The sequence below is a fragment of the Nocardioides dilutus genome, from assembly GCF_054779555.1.
Map to the genome: position 1 here is coordinate 1,647,186 of NZ_BAAGYA010000001.1, position 19,025 is coordinate 1,666,210.

The 19,025-nt window shown below is 70.1% G+C and carries 20 protein-coding genes; 8 read left to right on the plus strand and 12 right to left on the minus strand.

From position 1 onward, the window contains the following. Positions 1–10: 10 nt before the first annotated feature. From ACYVC6_RS08050 to ACYVC6_RS08085, 8 genes are all read right to left on the minus strand, one after another. Complete coding sequence (locus tag ACYVC6_RS08050; protein ID WP_460712736.1) at positions 11–151, minus strand: hypothetical protein; 141 nt, start codon at positions 149–151, stop codon at positions 11–13. Positions 152–279: 128 nt separating this feature from the next. Then, on the minus strand, positions 280–978 hold the full coding sequence (locus tag ACYVC6_RS08055) for a hypothetical protein (RefSeq protein ID WP_460712738.1): 699 nt from the start codon (positions 976–978) through the stop codon (positions 280–282). Between the two features lie 250 nt (positions 979–1,228). Beyond that, a complete protein-coding gene (locus ACYVC6_RS08060) occupies positions 1,229–1,369 on the minus strand; it encodes a hypothetical protein (RefSeq protein ID WP_460712740.1) in 141 nt (46 codons plus the stop codon). Between the two features lie 39 nt (positions 1,370–1,408). Further along, positions 1,409–2,614, minus strand: a complete 1,206-nt coding sequence (locus tag ACYVC6_RS08065) for a DUF480 domain-containing protein (RefSeq protein WP_460712742.1) — start codon at positions 2,612–2,614, stop codon at positions 1,409–1,411. A 265-nt stretch (positions 2,615–2,879) separates the two neighbouring features. Next, positions 2,880–3,134 carry a hypothetical protein gene (locus ACYVC6_RS08070; protein ID WP_460712744.1) on the minus strand — a complete coding sequence of 85 codons (255 nt, stop codon included), beginning with the start codon at positions 3,132–3,134 and terminating at the stop codon, positions 2,880–2,882. A 109-nt stretch (positions 3,135–3,243) separates the two neighbouring features. Then, the gene (locus ACYVC6_RS08075; RefSeq protein ID WP_460712747.1) at positions 3,244–3,651 is read right to left on the minus strand and encodes a hypothetical protein; all 408 of its coding nucleotides are present in this window, start codon (positions 3,649–3,651) and stop codon (positions 3,244–3,246) included. Between the two features lie 22 nt (positions 3,652–3,673). Continuing rightward, positions 3,674–4,981 carry an RNA polymerase sigma factor gene (locus ACYVC6_RS08080; protein WP_460712751.1) on the minus strand — a complete coding sequence of 436 codons (1,308 nt, stop codon included), beginning with the start codon at positions 4,979–4,981 and terminating at the stop codon, positions 3,674–3,676. A 23-nt stretch (positions 4,982–5,004) separates the two neighbouring features. Then, a complete protein-coding gene (locus tag ACYVC6_RS08085) occupies positions 5,005–5,379 on the minus strand; it encodes a YciI family protein (RefSeq protein WP_460712752.1) in 375 nt (124 codons plus the stop codon). A 229-nt stretch (positions 5,380–5,608) separates the two neighbouring features. Here ACYVC6_RS08085 and ACYVC6_RS08090 point away from each other — a divergent pair, with 229 nt between their 5' ends. Continuing rightward, positions 5,609–5,890: a hypothetical protein gene (locus ACYVC6_RS08090; protein ID WP_460712753.1), complete on the plus strand. Its 282-nt coding sequence runs from the start codon at positions 5,609–5,611 to the stop codon at positions 5,888–5,890. Positions 5,891–5,904: 14 nt separating this feature from the next. On the opposite strand, the gene ACYVC6_RS08095 is transcribed toward ACYVC6_RS08090, so the two are convergent. Together ACYVC6_RS08095 and ACYVC6_RS08100 are read right to left on the minus strand one after the other, a co-directional pair. After that, positions 5,905–6,411, minus strand: a complete 507-nt coding sequence (locus ACYVC6_RS08095) for a nitroreductase/quinone reductase family protein (protein ID WP_460712754.1) — start codon at positions 6,409–6,411, stop codon at positions 5,905–5,907. Positions 6,412–6,523: 112 nt separating this feature from the next. Further along, positions 6,524–8,623 (minus strand): carboxypeptidase-like regulatory domain-containing protein, encoded by a 2,100-nt coding sequence (locus tag ACYVC6_RS08100; RefSeq protein WP_460713330.1) that lies wholly within the window; start codon positions 8,621–8,623, stop codon positions 6,524–6,526. A gap of 79 nt (positions 8,624–8,702) precedes the next feature. On the opposite strand from ACYVC6_RS08100, the gene ACYVC6_RS08105 reads away from it, so the two are divergent. From ACYVC6_RS08105 to ACYVC6_RS08120, 4 genes are all read left to right on the plus strand, one after another. Further along, entirely contained in the window at positions 8,703–9,302 is a 600-nt protein-coding gene (locus ACYVC6_RS08105; RefSeq protein WP_460712756.1) for a dihydrofolate reductase family protein, read from the plus strand. Positions 9,303–9,307: 5 nt separating this feature from the next. Beyond that, on the plus strand, positions 9,308–10,141 hold the full coding sequence (locus ACYVC6_RS08110) for an SCO6745 family protein (protein WP_460712758.1): 834 nt from the start codon (positions 9,308–9,310) through the stop codon (positions 10,139–10,141). Positions 10,142–10,213: 72 nt separating this feature from the next. Beyond that, positions 10,214–10,648 carry a PPOX class F420-dependent oxidoreductase gene (locus ACYVC6_RS08115; RefSeq protein WP_460712760.1) on the plus strand — a complete coding sequence of 145 codons (435 nt, stop codon included), beginning with the start codon at positions 10,214–10,216 and terminating at the stop codon, positions 10,646–10,648. Positions 10,649–10,737: 89 nt separating this feature from the next. Continuing rightward, positions 10,738–10,998: a hypothetical protein gene (locus ACYVC6_RS08120; protein WP_460712762.1), complete on the plus strand. Its 261-nt coding sequence runs from the start codon at positions 10,738–10,740 to the stop codon at positions 10,996–10,998. Positions 10,999–11,004: 6 nt separating this feature from the next. On the opposite strand, the gene ACYVC6_RS08125 is transcribed toward ACYVC6_RS08120, so the two are convergent. Continuing rightward, positions 11,005–13,350 (minus strand): PQQ-dependent sugar dehydrogenase, encoded by a 2,346-nt coding sequence (locus ACYVC6_RS08125; protein WP_460712764.1) that lies wholly within the window; start codon positions 13,348–13,350, stop codon positions 11,005–11,007. Between the two features lie 228 nt (positions 13,351–13,578). On the opposite strand from ACYVC6_RS08125, the gene ACYVC6_RS08130 reads away from it, so the two are divergent. Continuing rightward, positions 13,579–15,783: a carbon starvation CstA family protein gene (locus ACYVC6_RS08130; protein ID WP_460712766.1), complete on the plus strand. Its 2,205-nt coding sequence runs from the start codon at positions 13,579–13,581 to the stop codon at positions 15,781–15,783. Further along, entirely contained in the window at positions 15,780–15,968 is a 189-nt protein-coding gene (locus ACYVC6_RS08135; RefSeq protein WP_460712768.1) for a YbdD/YjiX family protein, read from the plus strand. The genes ACYVC6_RS08130 and ACYVC6_RS08135 overlap by 4 nt, the downstream gene beginning before the upstream one ends. A gap of 21 nt (positions 15,969–15,989) precedes the next feature. On the opposite strand, the gene ACYVC6_RS08140 is transcribed toward ACYVC6_RS08135, so the two are convergent. Further along, positions 15,990–17,516, minus strand: coding sequence for a hypothetical protein (locus ACYVC6_RS08140; RefSeq protein ID WP_460712770.1), 1,527 nt, complete (start codon positions 17,514–17,516; stop codon positions 15,990–15,992). A gap of 122 nt (positions 17,517–17,638) precedes the next feature. On the opposite strand from ACYVC6_RS08140, the gene ACYVC6_RS08145 reads away from it, so the two are divergent. Beyond that, positions 17,639–18,742 (plus strand): hypothetical protein, encoded by a 1,104-nt coding sequence (locus tag ACYVC6_RS08145; protein ID WP_460712772.1) that lies wholly within the window; start codon positions 17,639–17,641, stop codon positions 18,740–18,742. Positions 18,743–19,025: the final 283 nt, after the last annotated feature.

The window sequence follows — 19,025 nt, forward strand, 5'->3', positions numbered from 1 at the left end:
TACGCCGCCTTCAGGCGGACTTGCGCGCGACGACGTCCAGCCGCTCCGACGTCTCGCCTCGCGCGGCGACCGCAACGCGTCGGTACCACTCGGTGTCGACGGGGCCGACCGCCTCGACCAGCGCGACCATGTCCGCCGGCTCGTGCAGCACGAAGTCGAGGTCGATCTCGTGGCCGAACCACTCGTCCGCGTGGCGGAGCTCGGAGCCGGCGTGCAGCGCGAGGACCAGGACGATCGGACGGGCCAGCGCTGCCAGCGGTCCGGGGAGCTCGGAGGGCGCTAACTGCCATCTAGGTTCTGCGTTTTCACCTCGTCCTCGTCCTCGATGGCGATGCCGAAGGCATGACCGCAGGCTTCCACACGCCTAATCTGCGCTTCAAGGTCCTTCGCATCGCTCTTGACCGAGCCGATGGGGCTTCGACTCAGACCTCGTAGTGTCTGTGTCGTATCGGTGCGCACGCTCGCGCACTCCTGATCGACCAGTGCTTCTCGTACGCTGCGGAACCCCACAACAGCGACTACTTGCGTCGCATCCGCGAATGCTGCATCTGCCTCCGTCAGCTTGACGAAGACCTCTCGGAGAGCGGGTCCACGAAACTCCTTGACCAAAGCCCGTTTGGCCTTTCGCTGTGTACGTACCAGCGTGTTGTGTGCCTGGAGTAGCTCAACATAGGCCGTCTGACTTTGCGCTCGGCGGAAGTTTACGAACGACTGTTCTTCTTGATCAGTTAGTTGCTTGTCGGTGGTCCGAATCGCCACTGCTGCGCCGGCTCCCGCGACGACGAGTGAACCAAGTACGGACGCCACGACAGTGAACATCGTTGTTTGGCGCTGCGACTTGTGGGAGGAGTTACCCACGTCACGAATAGTCGAGTGCAACTGCGCCACCGACTTGCCGAGATCTGCTTCAACTTCTTGGTGGGCGGATGCTTGATGCAGCTTCCGGCGTTTTTGAGATCGCAACTGGCGGTAGGTCACACCCGCAAGGCTATGGCGCGCCCGCGATGGGGGGGCGGGACTCGGAACTCAGCCCTCCGCGGGTCGCGGTGAGTACCTCGAGGCGGCAGAGCGTGTTGTCCAACCAGTGGACGATCTGCTTGTGGTCGAGGACTGAGCTGCCTGCGGCGACGCAGACGACGTCATGGCTGCAAGTCCGTTGAAGTCAATGACTTGATTGGCCGTGAGCGACGGCCGGCCAATCGCTCTTCGACATCGCCGCGCCCAGTGCTCACCGGCGAGGGCCGCAATCGCGGCCCTCGTTCCACGGGGCACCCACGTGAGGTGCCTCCTGCGCCATTCCGAAGTGGTTGTGGAAGTTCTTCGCGACGACCGGCTCGATGACCTCGAGCAGATGGTTTGTGGCACTCATGGGCGCGACTCGGTCGGCTGTGCGCTATGGCCGTCTCTGTCAAACGGGCTTGCGCGCGACGACGTACAGCCGCTCCGAGGTCTCGCCCCTCGCGGCGACCGCACCGCGTCGGTACCACTCGGTGTCGACGAGGCCGGCCGCCTCGACCAGCGCGACCATGTCCGCCGGCTCGTGCAGCACGAAGTCGAGGTCGATCTCGTGGCCGAACCACTCGTCCGCGTGGCGGAGCTCGGAGCCGGCGTGCAGGGCGAGAACAAGCCATCCGCCGGGCGCGAGGGGACGGGCGAGGGCCGCCACCGCGTCGGGCAGCTCGGAGGCCCCCAAGTGGATGAGGGAATACCACCCCAGCACCGCCGCCCACCCGGAGCTCGCGGCAGGGCGGCCCAGCCGGCGCAGGTCGCCGACCTCGAACGTCGCGCCGGGGAAGCGCCGGCGGGCCTCGGCGACCATCCCGGGGGAGAGGTCGATGCCCGTGGCGTCGGCGCCCCGCTCGGCCAGGTAGCCGGTGACGTGCCCGGGACCGGACCCGACCTCCACCACCGGCCGGCCGCCCGCGTGGGCGAGCACCCGGTCGAGCAGCCAGGTCTCGAACGGCAGTGCCGCCAGCTCGTCGGCGAGGTGGTCGGCGTACGACGTCGCGACGGCGTCGTAGGACGACCGGACCTTGGCGTCGCGAACGTCGGCGCCGTCGGCGATCACGGCGTCCCGGTCGACACCCACCGCTGCGGCGTCCTGGGTGGGGACGGGTCCGAGGAGGTGGACCCAGCGCCGGTCGTGCTGCCCGGGTCGCAGCTCGAGCTCGCGCACCAGCGGCTGCGGGCGGCTCGCCATCCGGTGCAGGCACGCCTCCACTTCGCCTCGGTCGGCGAACCCGTGCAGCCGCTCGGTCCGGGTGCGCAGCTCGCCCGGCGCCTGGGCGCCCCGGAGCAGCAGCACCGTGAGGAGCGCGCGCTCGTCGGGCGCGAGGCCCAACTGCTCGTCGAGCACCTGGTGGTACTTCAGCGTGCGCCGGCCGGTGTCGGACCACACGATCCGCAGCAGCCCGCGCTCCTTGAGGGCCTTCGCGGTCCGCAGGATGGTCTGCTCGTCGAGGTCGACGACAGGGTCCCGGTTGCTCGTCTGGTTGCAGGCGGACCGCAGCGCGTTGGCGGTGAGGGGGTACGACGCGGGCACGGTCGTCTGCTTCTCCAGCAGGCTGCCGAGGATGCGCTGGTCCTCGGCGTCGAGGACGGGGAGATCGCTCACCATCACGACCCTAGATCCAGATGCCGGGCCATCCGCAGTGTGTCCCGGACCTGTGGCGTCCCGTGCCTACCTGCTCTCCGCCTGAGTGGACGCACGGACCTGCCGAGTTGAGGTCGCCACAGTTTCATCAAGGGATGTCGCTCAACCCGCACTCCCCGAGGTGAACTCGGCATGGGAACTGCAGGTTCGTCTGGATCCCTTGATGAGCCGACGGGGAGCCGACCGTCCCTCATCTGCCGCCTTGAGTGCGAGCGCGGCAGTCAATTCAGGTGGGTTGCACAGCCTTACTGGGTCGTCGCCCAGCCCAGGTGACGATGACCATGACCAGCACGAAAGTCACCATCGCGACGATGAGAGAGGCCTGCCAGGAGGCCGACTCGGAGCAACTCACGCTGAGGTTCACGATGGAAGCGCAGGCCGGCGGGTCGCTGTCATTGCCCTGGATGGGCAAGGTGGCCACCAGAGCCGCGACAGCAGCGAGGCCACTCAACAGGACGCTGATGACGACGTTCTCGACCACGCGCACGAGCGTCCTCCATCGCCGTCCTGCCTCCTGTGTACACGAACCGCCAGGGTTTCGTGCCCGCTGAGCAATCGTCCGCTCAAGCTGCAGAGGGCCGTCGGCGACGTCAGCGCTCGTCCTCGAATACGACGTGCCCCGCTTGGAGCTGCGAGCCGTCGTACGCATTCATGGGGACGCCTTCGATGACAGCTCGGACCTGCTCACGCTGCGACTCAGTGCACTCGATGACAACGCACTCGGTCATGCCGATGCGGTCGACCCCGGAGTTGAGACCAGCTCGCGCCAACGCGGACTCGACGGTCACGGGATCCACGCCGTTGGGAATCGCATAGGCGACGGTGTGCGTGTTGGGGTCTCTCAGGTGCGCCTCGCGCCGCGACTCCTCGCCGAGCCAGCTGCGCAGGTAGAGGCCGATGCCGATGCCGACGATCACCACGACGACAATCACGAATACGACCATGACCCCTCCTCGAGTCGCTGGCTTCTGGGATCGTTCCAGCATCGGCGGCGTCACTGGACAGCGATAGGGCCACTAGTCACCTCGGGAGTGGTCTCTCGTCCCTCCCCGCGCGCGCCAGGTTCTGGGCGGCCCGACGCTGCAGAAGTGCACGCTCGCTCTCGTTCCTGGTGCGCGCGGCCGCATCGGTGAACGCCGCGCCGGCCTGCGCGTGCAGCCCGGCCCGCTCGAGCAGGTCTCCGCGGACACTCGGCACGAGCGGCGAGTCGCCGAGCGCACCCGCGTCCAGCGCCTCCAGTACGGCGAGCCCCGCGTCCGGGCCGAACGCCCGCCCGTGGGCGACCGCCCGGTTGACCTCGACGACCGGTCCCGGCGCGGCGTCGGCGAGGACGTCGTACAGCTGCGCGATCCGGCGCCAGCTGGTGTCCTCGGCGCGCGCTGCGCGGGCGTGCTCCGCGGCGATCGAGGCCTGCAGGAAGTACTTGCCCACCGGCTTCCCGCCGGCGGCCAGCCGCTCGGCCTGCTGCAGCGCGGCCCTCCCGCGCCGGATCATCAGCTGGTCCCACTGCGTCCGGTCCTGGGCCTCCAGCAGCACCGGCGCGCCGTCCTCGTCGAGTCGGGCCGCCATTCGCGAGCCCTGCAGCTCTATCAGCGCCTGAAGCCCGAGCACCTCGGGCTCGTCGGGCGCGACAGCCGCCAGCATGCGCGCGAGCCTGACCGCCTCGCCCGCCAGGTCGGGACGCATCCAGTCCTCGCCGGCGGTGGCGGCGTACCCCTCGTTGAAGATCAGGTAGATCACGGCCATGACGTCGTCGAGACGCCTCGTCCGCTCCGGCCCAGTGGGCAGCTCGAACTCGGCGCGCGCCGCGGACAGCGTCTTCTTGGCTCGCGAGATGCGCTGACCCATGGTGGATTCGGTGGTCAGGAAGCCGCGGGCGATCTCGGCGGTCGTGAGCCCCCCGACCAGTCGCAGCGTCAGGGCGGCCCGGGACTCGGCAGTCAGGCTGGGGTGGCAGGACAGGAAGATGAGCCGCAGGACGTCGTCCTCGATGTAGTCGACCTGGCCGTCGAGGTCGGGCATCTGCGCCTCCTCTCCTCTGCGGGCGTCGTCGAGCTCTGCGAGCTTGCGGCGCAGGGTGTCGGCGCGGCGGAAGTGGTCGATGCCGCGCCGCTTCGCAGTGGTCATCAACCACGCGCTCGGGTTGTCCGGCACGCCGGTCGCGGGCCACTGCTCGAGCGCGGCGACGAGTGCGTCCTGTGCCAGGTCCTCGGCGAGCGCCACATCGCGGGTCATCCGAGTGAGAGCGCCGACGAGGCGGGCCGAGTCGGCCCGCCACGCGGCGAAGACGGCCTCGGTCGGGCCATCCGTACTGCTCGCCGCCGGCACGCTGCCAGCGTAGTGAGCCCCGTTCAGTCGGCGGGCGCCTCTGGGCCTGTGGAGATCTGGCGCAGGGTCGAGATCACGGTGACCTCGGGCCAGTGCTTCGCGTGCAGCTCGGCGAACTCCCGCTGGTCGGCGACCGCCTCCTCGAGGGTGTCGTACTGCAGGATCGCCCAGCCTCCGACGACCTCCTTGGCCTCGGCGTAGGGTCCGTCGACCCGGCTGACCTCGCCCTGGCGGACCACGAAGTTCACGGCGTCCTCGGTCCCGTAGAGACCGCCACCGTCGAGGAACACACCCTTGGCGGCCTGTTCGCCGATGTAGACGTCCATCGCGTCGAACAGCGCCTGCGGCGGCGTGCCGACGCCCTCTTCCATCCTGACGAATCCCATGAAGCGGGGCATCTCGATCACTCCTAGTGGTAGCGGGGGCGTTGCTTGTCGCACGTACGTCGAACGGCTCGCGGGTCTCTCGACATGGACCACTGAAGTTTCGTCGACCGCCCGACCGCCAGGGCGGCCGGCAGCCGACACGTCTGGACCAAAGTCCCATCGCCCGGATGGCCAAGGCCCCTGCTCGGAGTCCTCTGCCACGACCAAGGATTGACCCCAAATCACGAGGGGGTGTGGAGCCATGGCAGCGACGCACATGGTGGACGCGAGCTCGGCCACGAAGCGAGCCGTGATCAACGTGCACGACGAGCTCATGTCACTCACCCTGCGCATGGTCGGCGAGTACCCGGAGTTCCCGGCCGGATCGGTCATGCGGTGCGTCGGGCGAGCCGTCCGGGGTGCGCTGTTGGCAGGAACGCCTCGCGAGCAGATCCCGGCCCACGTCGAAAGCGCGGTGCGGGATCTCCTGGCCGGGCGGCTCGTGGCACCGCGCCGGGCGTCGGCGATGGCAACGGCGGGCTGATCCTCCGCGTCTGCTCAGGCGCCGGGCTCGTCGTCGTCACGTGGCTCGAAGACCACGACGGCGGTCTCGTTCGGCCGGCGGGCGGCGTACTCCTCCAGGTTCTTGTCGATCTCGGCCCAGCGTGACCACAGCCGCTCGCGCTCCTTGCCTTCGGCGCGCCGCGCCCGGACCGGGCGGGAGCCGTCGCGGGTCTGGACGACGGCGTTGGGGTTGTCCTGCAGGTTGAGCCACCACGCGGGTTCCGCCGGGCCCCAGCCGTTCATCGCCATCGTGACGAGGTTGGGACCGTCCTCGATGTAGCCGCACACGACCTGCCGTGGCTGGCCCGAACGACGCCCGGTCGTGGTCAGGCGCAGGGTGCCCCAGCCGCCCGGCTTCGGCCGCCAGAGACCGAATCGGCCGCCGGTCGCGCGCAGCAGCGCGCGGTGGCCGTGCCAGAACCCGACGATGAACCAGCGCGGCGGCAGCCATGCCCCTCGGGTGCGTGCCTTCGCGGTCCCTCCATCCCCTTCCTTCGTCACGAGCACAGCCTTGCCGCTCGGACTCCGCCGGGCTAGGGGCAATGGTCCGAAGGTCCGGTGCCCGGGTCAGCCGCCTGGCCTGGACACTCGCATCCCATGCAGGGACGTCGGATCAGCCCAGGCGGTATACCCGCATCGCCGTCTCCACCACGCGGTCGCCCTGACCGTCGCTGGCGACGATGCGGAACGACACGAACCGGCGTCCGGCGCCGGCCCTCGGGTTGTCATAGGCCACCCGGAACGACGTCCGCGAGAGCCGTGTCAGCCGCGCGTCGCGCCAGGAGCGTCCGTCGTCCGTCGACCACTGCATGCGCGCGCTGGTGATGGGCAGGTCGGCCTCGGTCAGTGAGCGGAAGGCCAGCCGGAACGAGGTCGGACCCGCCGGCATGGCTCCGCTCAACGAGACGGGCGGGGCGTACTGAGGACTCAGCAACGGCGCGGCGATGCGCTCCCCGCCGAAGCGGAAGGTCCACTCGTCGCGCACCAGGGTGGAGAGGGTCCAGCTGGAGGAGTCCGGCCGCGAGGTGGCCGTGAGGACGTAAGCGCGTTGCCCCTTGGGCACCGGAACGCGCAGTCGCGCGTCCCCACGGCCGCGGGCAAGGAGGTCGTGCCCCGACCTCAATGACCACTCGGCGTTCTGTCTGTCGGCGACGCCGATCAGCGCGGCCCCGGAGCTGTCGAAGAGGGGAACGTTGCCGACCAGGCGGCCCTTCTCTCGTCGGATGACGTCAGCGGCCCGGGCTGCCCCGCCCCGGTAGCCCGGGCCGACCGGACCGTGCGCGAAGTCGATCCTGCGCACCGTTCCGGCACGGGGGAAGCGGCCCACCGCGATCAGCTGGGAGAGGTCGTCGCCGTCCGCGGGGGTGGCCAGCGGCATCACCGTCTGTTGGTAGGACGAGTCGTCGCCGGCCTGGAACAACACCACGCGCCTGCCTGGCACCTGAACGGCGAACTCGTGGCCCGTGAACATGTCGATGAAGCCGTTCGGGATGCGTCCGAAGGCGCCGAAGAACGACTGGCGCAGTCCCGGGGGACCGTTCGCGTACAGCCACTGGACGACCGTGGAGAAGTCTCGGCGTCGATGCTCGAAGGTGAGGCTGTCGGGCACCCCCTGCGCGACGTCGGCGGTGATCGCCAGCCGGTCGTAGGGCTCACCGCCTGTCCCCTTGGGCGCGAGAGTCGCCGAGACCCCGGTCCCCAACGCCCCATGAGCCACGTCGGCGGGGGCTGGCTGGACCCGCATGAAGAAGCGCGGGCCGGAGAAGCTGAACGGGATCCCGAACCCGCTGTCGGGAGTCCGGGTCAGGCTGAGAGCAGAGTCCACCACGCGGTGGCCCGGCAGGCTGACGTGGGGTTTGACGGTGGCTGCGCTCGTGTCGAGAGCGAGACCAAGGTCGGATGCGACGTCGAACTCGGGGGCCATCACCAGGCGGCGGAAGGTGAAGCCGATCGCACTGTAAGGACCCTGGGGCACGTCGAACCGGGCTTCCCCTTGATCCCCGGTGACGTCTTGGTAGATCGAGCCGTCCGCGACGTTTGACACGGTGACCACGGCGCCAGGCACAGGATCGCCCTTGCGGTCGCGCACGGTCACGGTGACCCGGTGCGTCGCAGCGTCGTCTTGCGCGGTCCGCCCCGGTGCCCTCCTGCCGGGGTCGGCGAGGCGGATCGACGCGACACCAGCGAGGTCATCGGCTGACAGGCCAGGGAAGCCGCGGCCGTACGACCCCTGCACCACACGCGCCCTCGACGTCGCGCGGAGACTCGTGCGATCGAGCCGGAGGCCCGGCAACCGATGGACCACTGCGTCGGCCTCGAAGCGGACCGTGACCGGCACCCGGTCGCCGTAGGTCTCCAACCTGGTGACGTCGAACAACGACAGGTCCAGCTTGCGCAGCATCGACCGCGGCATTTGCGGCAGCACGAACGTGTCGGCGCCGGCGCGCCACCGGACCAGCGCCCCGCGTGCGTGGGAGGAGCCGGCCAGCAGCGTCGACACGACCGATCCGTCTGCTCGGGTGAGGACCCGGAGGAGCTCTCCGGACACGAGCCGCACGGTGGCCGACCTCACGACCTGCGCCTGGTCCGCGGCCGGCACCGTGTCGGTCCAGGCAGTGTCGATCCGGGCAGGGTCAGCTCGGGCTGGTTCGGGGTGGTGTCCGGCGAGGAGGAGCGCGATCACTGTCAGCAGCGCGACGTGCACCCGAACCATCACGGGGCGAGGCTACGTGCTGCGATGAGTCCAGTCGCCCTCGCGGGTCGTCATGGCCAACACCGTTCGAGGAGAAGCCATGGGCAAGGTCATCGCATCCATCACGACGTCCGTCGACGGCTACGTCACCGGTCCTGACGACCACCCCGGGCAGGGGCTGGGTCGCGGCGGGGAGCGCCTGCACTACTGGGTGATGGGTGGGCCGTGGACCTACGAGGGTGGCCACGACTTCGCCATGCACGGTCCGGACAAGGAGTTCTTCGACGAGATGGTCGCCGGGCTCGGGGCCGGTGTCTGTGGTCGCGGGATGTATGACGCCGCCGGCGCGTGGGGCGGCACCAACCCGTTCGGCGGACCGCTGATGGTGCTGACGCACCGGCTCGAGGACCCGCCGCCGGCCGAGAGCGGCTTCCAGTTCGTCTCCGGGTTCGACAACGCCCTCGACCAGGCGATCGACGCCGCCGGCGACGGCGACGTCAGCCTCGGCGGGGGCGCCGACCTGATCCGCCAGGGGCTGGCATCGGGCCGGGTGGACGAGCTGGTCATCTCGACGGCCCCGGTCATCCTGGGCGCCGGCAAGCGGCTGTTCGACGGGTTCGAGAAGGACGTCGACCTCGAGGTGGTCAAGGTCGTCAGCTCGCCGTACGCCACCCATGTGCGCTACCGCGTGGTGCACTGAGACGAATGCCGCATCCGCAACCGGTCGCCCGCCGCCTCTTCGAGCTCATCGAGCCGATCGCGCTGGTGAACTTCTTCGCCCAGGAACCGAACGACTCGATGGCGACGCTCGGCTTCCGCAACTACTGGGACGGCTACTTCGCGGGACGGTCTGCGCCGCTCGGTCGCGTTCCGGCCGAGGTGGTGCACGCCGCGTTCTACAGCTTCGCCGAGGATGAGGTGGCCCGCCACATTCCCAAGGTCTGGGAGACGACCACGCCCGAGGCGGCGCACGCCGCGCGGGAGCAGGGCTGCGTGGCGGCACTGCGGCGGATCCTCGGCGACCTCGTCGAGACCCCGGAGCTCGCCCGGGCGGCCGACCTCCTCGCCAAGGCCTCGACCAGCGCCCCGACGGAGGGACGGGTCATGTACGCCGCGCTCCGAACCCTCCCGATCCCCGAGGAGCCGGTGGCCCGGCTCTGGCACGCGGCCAACATGCTCCGCGAGCATCGCGGGGACGGTCATGTCGCTGCCCTGGTCTCGGAGCGGATCGGCGGGACCGAGGCCCACGTGTTCAACGCCCTCGCCAGCGGCATCTACCCGGCGGAGTCGTTCGGACGCATCCACCACCTCCCGCAGGCACGCCTGGCCGACGTCATGGAGGGTCTGCGCGACCGCGGCCTCCTCGATGCCTCCGGTCGCTTCACCGACGCCGGGCGGGCGACCAAGAACCGCATCGAGTCACTGACCGACGTCCTGGCAGAGGCCCCGTATGACGGACTGGAGCCGCGAGAGCTCGACGAGCTGATCACCCTGCTCGAGCCGATCTCCACGAGGCTGGCGGCAGCGGGATCGAAGTAGCCTGCGGCGGGCTGACCGCCGCAGGGGTCCGACGGGAGGCCGATGGCGTCCGGGGTCGGTAGGCTGCGCAGCGTGGCTGGGATATCGATCCACGATGCGGTCCGCGAGCTGCTGGCGAGCGACGCGGTGGCCCAGGTCGTCACGCTCGACGCGGACGGCTCACCGCACGTCACGGCGGCCTGGGTCGACTTCGACGGTGACGAGATCGTCCTGGCCACGCTCTCCGACCAGCGCAAGCTGCGCAACCTGCGTCGCGACCCTCGTGTCGCAGTGACGGTGCCGACCACGCGGGTCAACGACTGGGGCCTGCTGGAATACCTGGTCGTCTACGGGACGGCCCGGGTGACCGAAGGCGGCGCTCCGGAGATGCTCCAGCGGCTGGCTCACACCTACCTCGGGCCCGACGTCGTGTTCCCACCGATGCCGAACCCGCCGGCGGGCTTCGTCACGAGGATCACCCCGGAGCGGTTCGGCGGCGTCGGGCCGTGGAACCCACCCCGCGGCTGACCGTGCGCCGACCATGGTGCCGGCCCGCGACCCGCGAGTAGCGTGCTTGTCGGCCCCGCACCGGTGGGCCCTCCACCCAAGGAGTTGGCATGCCCAGACTGATTGCCACCCACGAAGTCGACGATGTCGCCCATTGGCTCGCGTCACCCAAACGCGAGGAGGTGCTCGCCTCGATCGCGAGCGACATCCGCACCTACGTCGACCCCACGAGACCCAACCACGTCGGTCTGAGCCTGGACGTTGCGGACATGGATGCCTTCCAGGCGCTCATGGAGAGCGAAGCGGGCGCGGCCGCGATGGAGTACGACGGCGTCCGTCCCGAGACGCTGGCGATCTTCATCGAGAGCTGACGGCCCTCACTTGTAGCGGGCCGTGTAGGTGGTAGCCGTCGCCGGAGCGACGATCGTGTGGGACTGAGCGCCGCCGTCGGACCAGGACACGAACCTGTATGTCTGTTTCCCCTTGGCCTGCGGGGAGATGGCGCTGACCGTGTTGCTGGATCCCACGATGACGCTGCGGGAGAACGCGGACTTCGACGACGTGCCGCCCACGATCAGGTTGAGTCCGCCGGGCACGGTCTGGAAGGTCAGCGTCACCATCCGTGGATCGAGCCTGCGGGTCACCGTGCTGGTCAGCCCTCCGGAGTCGGTCGCGGTCAGCCGGAGCTCCAGGTAGGCCGGCGCCTCGTGGTCCGGAGCGACGAACGAACCGCCGGCGACGCCGACGTAGCTCTGCAACGGGTGCGAGTGGCAGTTGCTCGGGCAGTGCTGGAGGACCAGGTCCCACGAGAGCGCTGACGGCGGCAGGGTGCCGTCCTGCGCATCGGTCGCACCGCCGGAGAAGTTGATGGTGTCGCCTACCACCCACAGGGTGCCGGCCGCCGGTGTGTTGATGACGGCTGACGGGGCCGTGTTGCCGACCGTGATGACCACCGAGTCCGTTGCGGTCGCGCCGTCGGGGTCGGTGACCCGAAGGGTCGCCGTGTAGACGCCGGAGCTGGTGTAGGTGAACGCCGGCTGCGCGGCGGTGGAGTCGTCGAAGGCCCCGTCACCGTCGAGGTCCCACGCGAAGCCCAGGGTGTCGCCGGCATCCGGGTCGCTCGACGCCGAGCCGTCGAAGCTCACGGTCAGCGGGGCGGCGCCCGTGGTGGGTGAGGCGGTGGCGACGGCGACCGGCGGCTGGTTGCTGCTGGTGTAGCTGATCCGCCGCACCGTGCCGCCGTCGAAGTCGACGTAGAAGAGCTCGCCGGTCGGGCCGATCTGCAGGTTGACCGGGTTGGCGGCGCCCGCGACGAAGGTGCGTACGAGGCCCGGGGCCGGGTTGCCGTCCGCGCCCTTGGGCATCACCCAGATGCAGTCACGGGAGTAGTCGGCGAAGAACAGCGCGTCGTCGTACTCCGCCGGGTAGGGGCTCTGCCCGGAGGCGAACGCGAACTGGACCCCGGCCGTCGACGAGCTGCCGGTCGGGCACGTCTCGTTGGGCACCACGCGCGCGGTGTGGTGGTAGGCGAAGTAGGGCGCCGTGACGGCGCCGGGGGACGAGTACAGGTTCTCGCAGATGTTGAGGTTCGCGCCGTCGTAGCCGGCCTGGCGGCCCACCCCCTCGTAGCAGGGCCAGCCGAAGTTGCGGGTCACCGTCGTCGACGGGAGGAGCCGGTTGATCTCCTCCCAGTCGTTCCACCCGACGTCACCCACCCAGAGCTCGTCGGTGCCGGGCCGCTCGGTGACCCGGAACGGGTTGCGCAGCCCGACGGCGACGATGCGGCGGGCGTTGGGGTCGGGGGACGAGGCCAGAGGGTTGGTGGGCAGGCCGGCTCCGGTCGCCGGGTCGACCCGGATCACTGTGCCGTCCAGGCTCACGGGGTCGCCGGAGGTGCGGAGGTCCTGGCTGCGCAGCGCGCCGCCCTCCGCCGTCGGCGGGGAGAGGGTGGCGCCCACGCCACCCGGCGGGTCACCACAGGGGTTGAGCGGGGACCCGTCCTGGCCCCAGTCGGTGAAGTTGAAGCTCGCGCCGTCGCCGCCGCTGGCGTAGAGGGCTCCGGAGCGCCCGAACTCCACGGAGCCGACCGAGTGGCTGGGGTACTGCTGGCACCAGTCCTCCACCAGCACCTGCTCGCTGCCCGTCATCGTGTTGCCACTCGCCGTCAGCCGGGACAGCCGCCCACTGACCACACAGCCGTCCGCAGTGGCGCCTGGCGGGGTCGGACACGGGTCGGAGTAGACGCCGGGAGTGCCCCATCGAGGTGCGGGCGCGGCCGAGCCGAGCTCGTGGTCATAGGTGTAGAGGACGTAGACATACGGGTCGGCGGGGAACCCCGGATCCAGCGCCATGCCCAGCAACCCGCGGTCCCAGAAGTTGTGGACGTTCACGTTGAGGTCGGCGAAGACGTCGGGAGTCGGGTCGGTGAGGGAGTCGAAGACCTTGATGACGCCGCGCTTCTCGGCCACGAAGACCCGGCCGTCGGGGGAGAACCGAAGGGCGGTCGGGTTCGACAGGCCGCTGAACACGACGGTCTCCGAGAACCCGGGCTGAGTGGTGGCCCCCTCCGCCTGCGACGACACCGCTATGAGCACCATTCCGCCGGCCAGCACCGAGATCGCCGACGCCAGCGCCACCTTGGCCCGACCGACTCGTCTGCGGAGCGCCTGCCCCATTGCTGACCGGCGGCCCGAACCGTTCGACACCACGGCAGATCGACTCACGATGACCCCCCCCGGCCTCGCTCCCGAACTGGACGTCCGGTCACTCGAGACCGTCCTGTTCCGAGCGTCATCTCGCCGTGCAAGTGGGTCAACCCCAAGAATGGTGACTCGTCTCAGGCCGATCACGATGAGCCATCGCGGCGCGTTGCGGCCGCATGCTGTGGACCGGAGCGGATACCGACCCGACGCAGGGGCCTGCCGGCCCGCAGGACGCTCGAGGAGTCCGCCATGTCGATGACCACGCCCGTACGCACCAGCACCCCCGGCGGAAAGCCGCGGATGAGTCCGAAGTCCATGGCGATCTGGGGGGCGGTCGCCGTGGTCGGCGCCGTCTGCTGGAGCGTCCTGGCGCTGTCGCGCGGGGAGGAGGTCTCCGCGCTGTGGATCCTGTTCGCCGCGCTGTCGTCGTACGCCATCGCCTATCGCTTCTACGCCCGCTTCATCGCCTACCGCGTGCTCGGCGTCGACGACACCCGAGCGACGCCGGCGGAGCGGCTGCAGAACGGCAAGGACTTCGACGTCACCGACCGCCGGGTGCTGTTCGGCCACCACTTCGCCGCGATCGCCGGCGCCGGGCCGCTGGTGGGGCCGGTGCTGGCGGCGCAGATGGGCTACCTGCCCGGCACGATCTGGATCATCGTCGGCGTCATCTTCGCCGGCGCCGTCCAGGACATGGTGGTGCTGTTCTTCTCGATGCGCCGCGACGGCAAGAGCCTGGGCCAGATGGTGCGCGAGGAGATCGGCGTCGTCGGCGGCGTCGCCGCCCTGATCGCGGTCTTCGCGATCATGATCATCATCCTGGCCGTGCTGGCGCTGGTCGTCGTCAATGCCCTGGCTGAGTCGCCGTGGGGCGTCTTCTCGATCGCGCTGACCATCCCGATCGCGCTTTTCATGGGCTTCTACCTGCGCCACCTGCGGCCCGGCCGGGTGGCGGAGGTGACCGCGATCGGCGTCGGGCTGCTGCTGCTCGCGATCATCGGCGGCGGGTACGTCGAGCAGCTGGGCCTCGAGAGCGCGCTCACCCTGTCCGGGGAGCAGCTGACCGTCGGGCTCGTCGTCTACGGGTTCGTCGCCTCGATCCTCCCGGTCTGGATGCTGCTGACCCCGCGCGACTACCTGTCGACGTTCATGAAGATCGGCGTGATCGTCCTGCTCGCCGTCGGCCTGGTCTTCGCCGCGCCGGTCCTGCAGAACGAGGCGGTCAGCGACTTCGCGATCGACGGCGACGGCCCGGTCTTCGCCGGCAAGCTGTTCCCCTTCGTCTTCATCACCATCGCCTGCGGCGCGCTGTCCGGCTTCCACGCCCTGATCTCGTCGGGGACGACGCCCAAGATGGTGGCCAAGGAGAGCCACGTCCGGATGATCGGCTACGGCGGCATGCTGATGGAGTCGTTCGTGGCGATCAGCGCGCTCATGGCGGCCTCGGTCATCGACCCCGGCCTCTACTTCGCGATGAACTCCCCGGCCGGAGCCACCGGTGGCGAGCCCGGGGCCGCCGCGGAGTTCGTGAGATCGCTCGGCTTCTCGATCAGCCCGGACACGCTGGCCGCCGCCGCCCAGTCGGTGGAGGAGGAGTCCCTGATCTCCCGCACCGGCGGCGCGCCGACCCTGGCGTTCGGCATGTCGGCGATCTTCACCGAGGCGTTCGGCGGCGGGCTGGCGGCGTTCTGGTACCACTTCGCGATCATGTTCGAGGCGCTGTTCATCCTCACCGCCGTCGACGCCGGCACCCGCGTGGGCCGGTTCATGCTGCAGGACACCATCGGCAACGTCTGGCCTCGGTACGCCGACCTGTCGTGGAAGCCCGCCTCCTGGTCGGCCAGCGCGATCGTCGTCGGGCTCTGGGGCTACATGCTCTACGTCGGTGTGACCGACCCGCTCGGCGGCATCAACCAGCTGTTCCCGCTCTTCGGCATCGCCAACCAGCTGCTCGCCGCGATCGCCCTGACCCTCTGCGTCACCCTGCTGATCAAGCACGGCAAGGTGAAGTGGGCCTGGGTGCCCGGCGTCGGGCTCGTGTGGGACCTCGTCACCACCATGACCGCGAGCTATCAGAAGGTCTTCTCCGACAACCCGAAGATCGGCTACTTCGAGCAGCGGTCGACCTTCCAGGCCGCGATCGACGAGGGCGAGGTGCTGGCGCCGGCGAAGGACCTCGACGAGATGCAGACGATCGTCACCAACTCCACCGTCAACGGCACCCTGCAGGCGATCTTCGCGCTGCTGGTGATCGTCATCGTCGTCAACGCACTGGTCATCTGGGTCAAGGCCATCCGCGCCGGCGGCCTGCCCACCACCGAGGTCCCGGCGACGCCGTCCGACATCGTCGCTCCGTCGGACTTCTTCGCCACCAAGGAGGAGAAGGAGGCGGTCCGCGAGTGGGAGGCCACCCATGCCGGGGTCGGTGCTCTCGCTGGGAGTGATCGGCGGTGAGGGACGCGGTTCTCCGTGCCGGGCGCGGCCTGCGCTGGTACGTCCGGCAGGCCACCGGTGAGGCCAAGTGGGACGAGTACGTCGCCGCGTGCCGCGCCGACGGCACCGAGCCGGTCAGTCGACGGGAGTTCGAGCGTCACCGGGCCGAGCATCGTGAGGCGAACCCGCAGGCGCGCTGCTGCTGACGGGGTCACGAGCCCGGCAGGTCACGCACCCGCGAGGACCTCGGCCGCGAACTCGCGCGCCTGCTCGTTGGGGTCCGACTCCGCCAGCCGCCGAGCCAGCTCGATCGCGCCCTCGGGCCATCGCTCGCGCGGCCACTCCTTGAGGCAGTTGAGCGCCATGTTGCGGTTGCGGATGACAGGGCTCCGCAGACCCGCGAGCACGAGCTCTGCGCCGATGCCCGGGTGGTCGCGGAGCGCCTGGAGGCTCCAGTCGAGCGCTGCGTGCGCCTGCCACCCCGGGCCGAGACCCATCGCGTCGCTGGGGCCGGTGGCGATCTCGTCGAGCGGAAGCAGCTCCCTCGCCAGAGCAGCGAGCGTCACCGCGCGGACGTCGTCGGCGCCCTGCCAGGCGGTGAACCAGCCACCGCCCAGCGGCTCCCGCCGGATGCGCGCGACCTGGATGTCGAAGATGTCGAGGCCGCGGCGCCGCGCCGCCTGCTCCGCGAGCCAGTAGTCGGCGCCGTCGTCGGAGTCGAGGCCGGCGTAGATGACGGGATCCCACGAGTCGCGGCCGAGGATCTCCTCGCACGCCCGCTCGAATGCCTCCCTACGGGTGGCGGTCCACCCGATCGAGGCCAGCATGTCCCACTGCTCCTCGCCGTCGAGGAACGTCGCGATCGACGCGATCGACTGGAAGTCCCGCAGCGTCTCGGCGCGGGTGGTCATCTGCCCCAGGAAGGCCTCGACCGCGTCCGCGCCGTCGACGTAGTCCGACATGTCCTCGGCCGGGCCGCCGACGCACAGTGCCTCGAGGATCTCGCCCGCGGCGGTGAGCAGCTCGCGGTCCGGTGTCCCGTCACGCAGGGCCTCGAGCAGCCCTCCGGTCGTGGCGGCGATGTGGGCGAGGTACTCGTACATGACCGAGTTGCGGTAGCCCTGCCGGAGGATCCACGCGCGGATCGCCGGGTCGGTGGTGCCGCGCAGCCGCTCCACGCACTGGATCCGGCCCCAGCCGTCGACCGTGCTGGCCAGCGCCCACAGCTCGCTCTCGGGGTCTTCGAGACCGTTGGTCAGGGCCACCGCCGCGAACAGCGTGAACTCCTCGTGCGCGCCCAGCGCCCTGACGACGCCGACCTCGCCGACCAGCCCGGTGACGCCGAGCAGCGCGATGCCGACCTTGACCGGGCTCCGGTCCGCCGACGTCGTGGCCAGCCAGCGGGCGATCTCGTGCAGCCGAGCTCGGTCCGGCTGCAGGTCGACGAGGCGCTCGATCATCGCGTCGAGGTAGCCGATGGCGCTGTCGTCGTCGACGGCGTCGTACAGCTTCTTCAGCCGTCGCTGGCTCCCGCGCTCGCACGCCTTCACGAACGCCGCAGCGACCTCGTTCGCCCGTTTCGCGGCGTCGTTCCCGCTGGCGTGGTGACCCAGGACGCCGTCCATCGCGCCTGGCGCCCACCTGATCCCGTCGGTGGCCTCGGGCTCGTCGGGGAGACGCAGGCCCGGGTCGCTCAGTCGCCCTGCCTCGTCGAGATGCTCGACGATGAAGTCGTAGATCGACGTTCCCGCCACGCGGCCCTTTTCATGCCGGTGACTGGTGCGGCCGGCCGAAGTACCGCCGAGAACCCGGACCTGTGCAGAACCCCGTCCGGCCGCATCGGTCGATGTCGGTGGTCACCCTTAGCGTTCTTGCCATGGACGACGACCTCACAAGACTCGACAAGGCGGGCCTGCTGGCCGCCTCGTCGGAGGCGGTGCGGGCTCGTCGGCTGGCCGAGGTCCGTGACCTCAAGATCCTTCTCGAGTGGGTTCGGGCTCACTCGGGAGAGCCGGACAACCCTCGGGACCGGCTGCTGGAGCTGGCCGGCGAGGGCGCACCGCAGGTGCAGGAGTTCTGCCTGGGTGAGATCGCGCTGACCCGCGGCACCGGCGCGACCGCGACGCTCAACGCGCTGGTCGACACCCTCAACCTGGTCTACCGGATGCCGGAGACGTGGAAGGTCCTGCAGGCCGGGGAGGCCGAGGTCCACATCGCCCGCCGGGTGGCCAGGATCTCCAGCCACCTGCCGCTGGCGGTGATGCCGGTGGTCGACAGGTCGGTCGCGCGGATGATCGCCCACGAGTCCGGTGGCCGGGTGCTGGAGGTCGCCGAGGCCAAGATCATCGAGGCCGACCCCGAGCTGCACCAGGCCCGGGTCGAGGCCGAGCGCCGCCGCCGTTACGTGTCGTCCTCGCGCACCGACGAGTTCGGGCTGCGCACCGTGATCGCCCGCTGCGAGGCGGGAGACGTGGTGTGGATCGAGGCGACCCTGGCCCGGGTCGCCGAGATCATCGCCCCACGTCACCCCGACGCCAAGGCCGACGAGCTCCGCTCGATCGCCTTCGGGTGGCTGGCGCGACCCGCCGAGCTCCTCGCGCTGCTCCTGGACAACCGCGACGAGCAGGAGACCCTCGACCTCGACCTGGGTGAGGAGAGCCCGGAGGTCGAGCACAACCGGGCGATGGCGATGCCCGCCGATCTCCTCGACGCGCTGCGCGAGCTCGACCTGACCCCACTGGCGCCCAAGGCGGTGCTCTACGTCCATCTCCACGAGGCCGCGGTCAACGGCCGAGCGACCGGCGTCGCCCGGGCCGAAGGTCTCGGACCCCAGACCTACGCGTCCCTGGCCGAGCTGCTGGCCCGCACCAAGCTGGTCGTCAAGCCCGTGATCGACTTGCACGACCCGGTCCGCACCACCGCCTACGAGCACCCCGAGTCCCTCAAGGAACGGGTCCACCTGACCAGCGGTGGCGACTAGTGGCCCTACGCCACCTCCACCAGCCGCGCGGTCGACTACGACCACCCGACGCCCTACGACGCCGAACAGAACATCCGAGGCGGGCCACCGGGCCAGACCGGCACCCACAACTCCGGCCCGCTCGGCCGACGACATCACCGCTGGAAGACCCACGGCGGCTACCGCGCCCGACAATGCGGCCCGGGTAGATACGTCTGGCTCACCCCGCACGGGCTCGGGTTCCTCGTCGACCACCGCGGCACCCGCCGGATCAGCGCCGGTGAGGCCCGGATCATCCTCAACG

Coding starts and splice junctions, on each gene's coding strand:
- ACYVC6_RS08060 (WP_460712740.1), bottom strand. CDS start 1,369: ATGAGTGCCACAAACCATCTGCTCGAGGTCATCGAGCCGGTCGTCGCG.
- ACYVC6_RS08085 (WP_460712752.1), bottom strand. CDS start 5,379: ATGCCCCGCTTCATGGGATTCGTCAGGATGGAAGAGGGCGTCGGCACG.
- ACYVC6_RS08090 (WP_460712753.1), top strand. CDS start 5,609: ATGGCAGCGACGCACATGGTGGACGCGAGCTCGGCCACGAAGCGAGCC.
- ACYVC6_RS08100 (WP_460713330.1), bottom strand. CDS start 8,623: ATGGTTCGGGTGCACGTCGCGCTGCTGACAGTGATCGCGCTCCTCCTC.
- ACYVC6_RS08105 (WP_460712756.1), top strand. CDS start 8,703: ATGGGCAAGGTCATCGCATCCATCACGACGTCCGTCGACGGCTACGTC.
- ACYVC6_RS08110 (WP_460712758.1), top strand. CDS start 9,308: ATGCCGCATCCGCAACCGGTCGCCCGCCGCCTCTTCGAGCTCATCGAG.
- ACYVC6_RS08120 (WP_460712762.1), top strand. CDS start 10,738: ATGCCCAGACTGATTGCCACCCACGAAGTCGACGATGTCGCCCATTGG.
- ACYVC6_RS08130 (WP_460712766.1), top strand. CDS start 13,579: ATGTCGATGACCACGCCCGTACGCACCAGCACCCCCGGCGGAAAGCCG.
- ACYVC6_RS08145 (WP_460712772.1), top strand. CDS start 17,639: ATGGACGACGACCTCACAAGACTCGACAAGGCGGGCCTGCTGGCCGCC.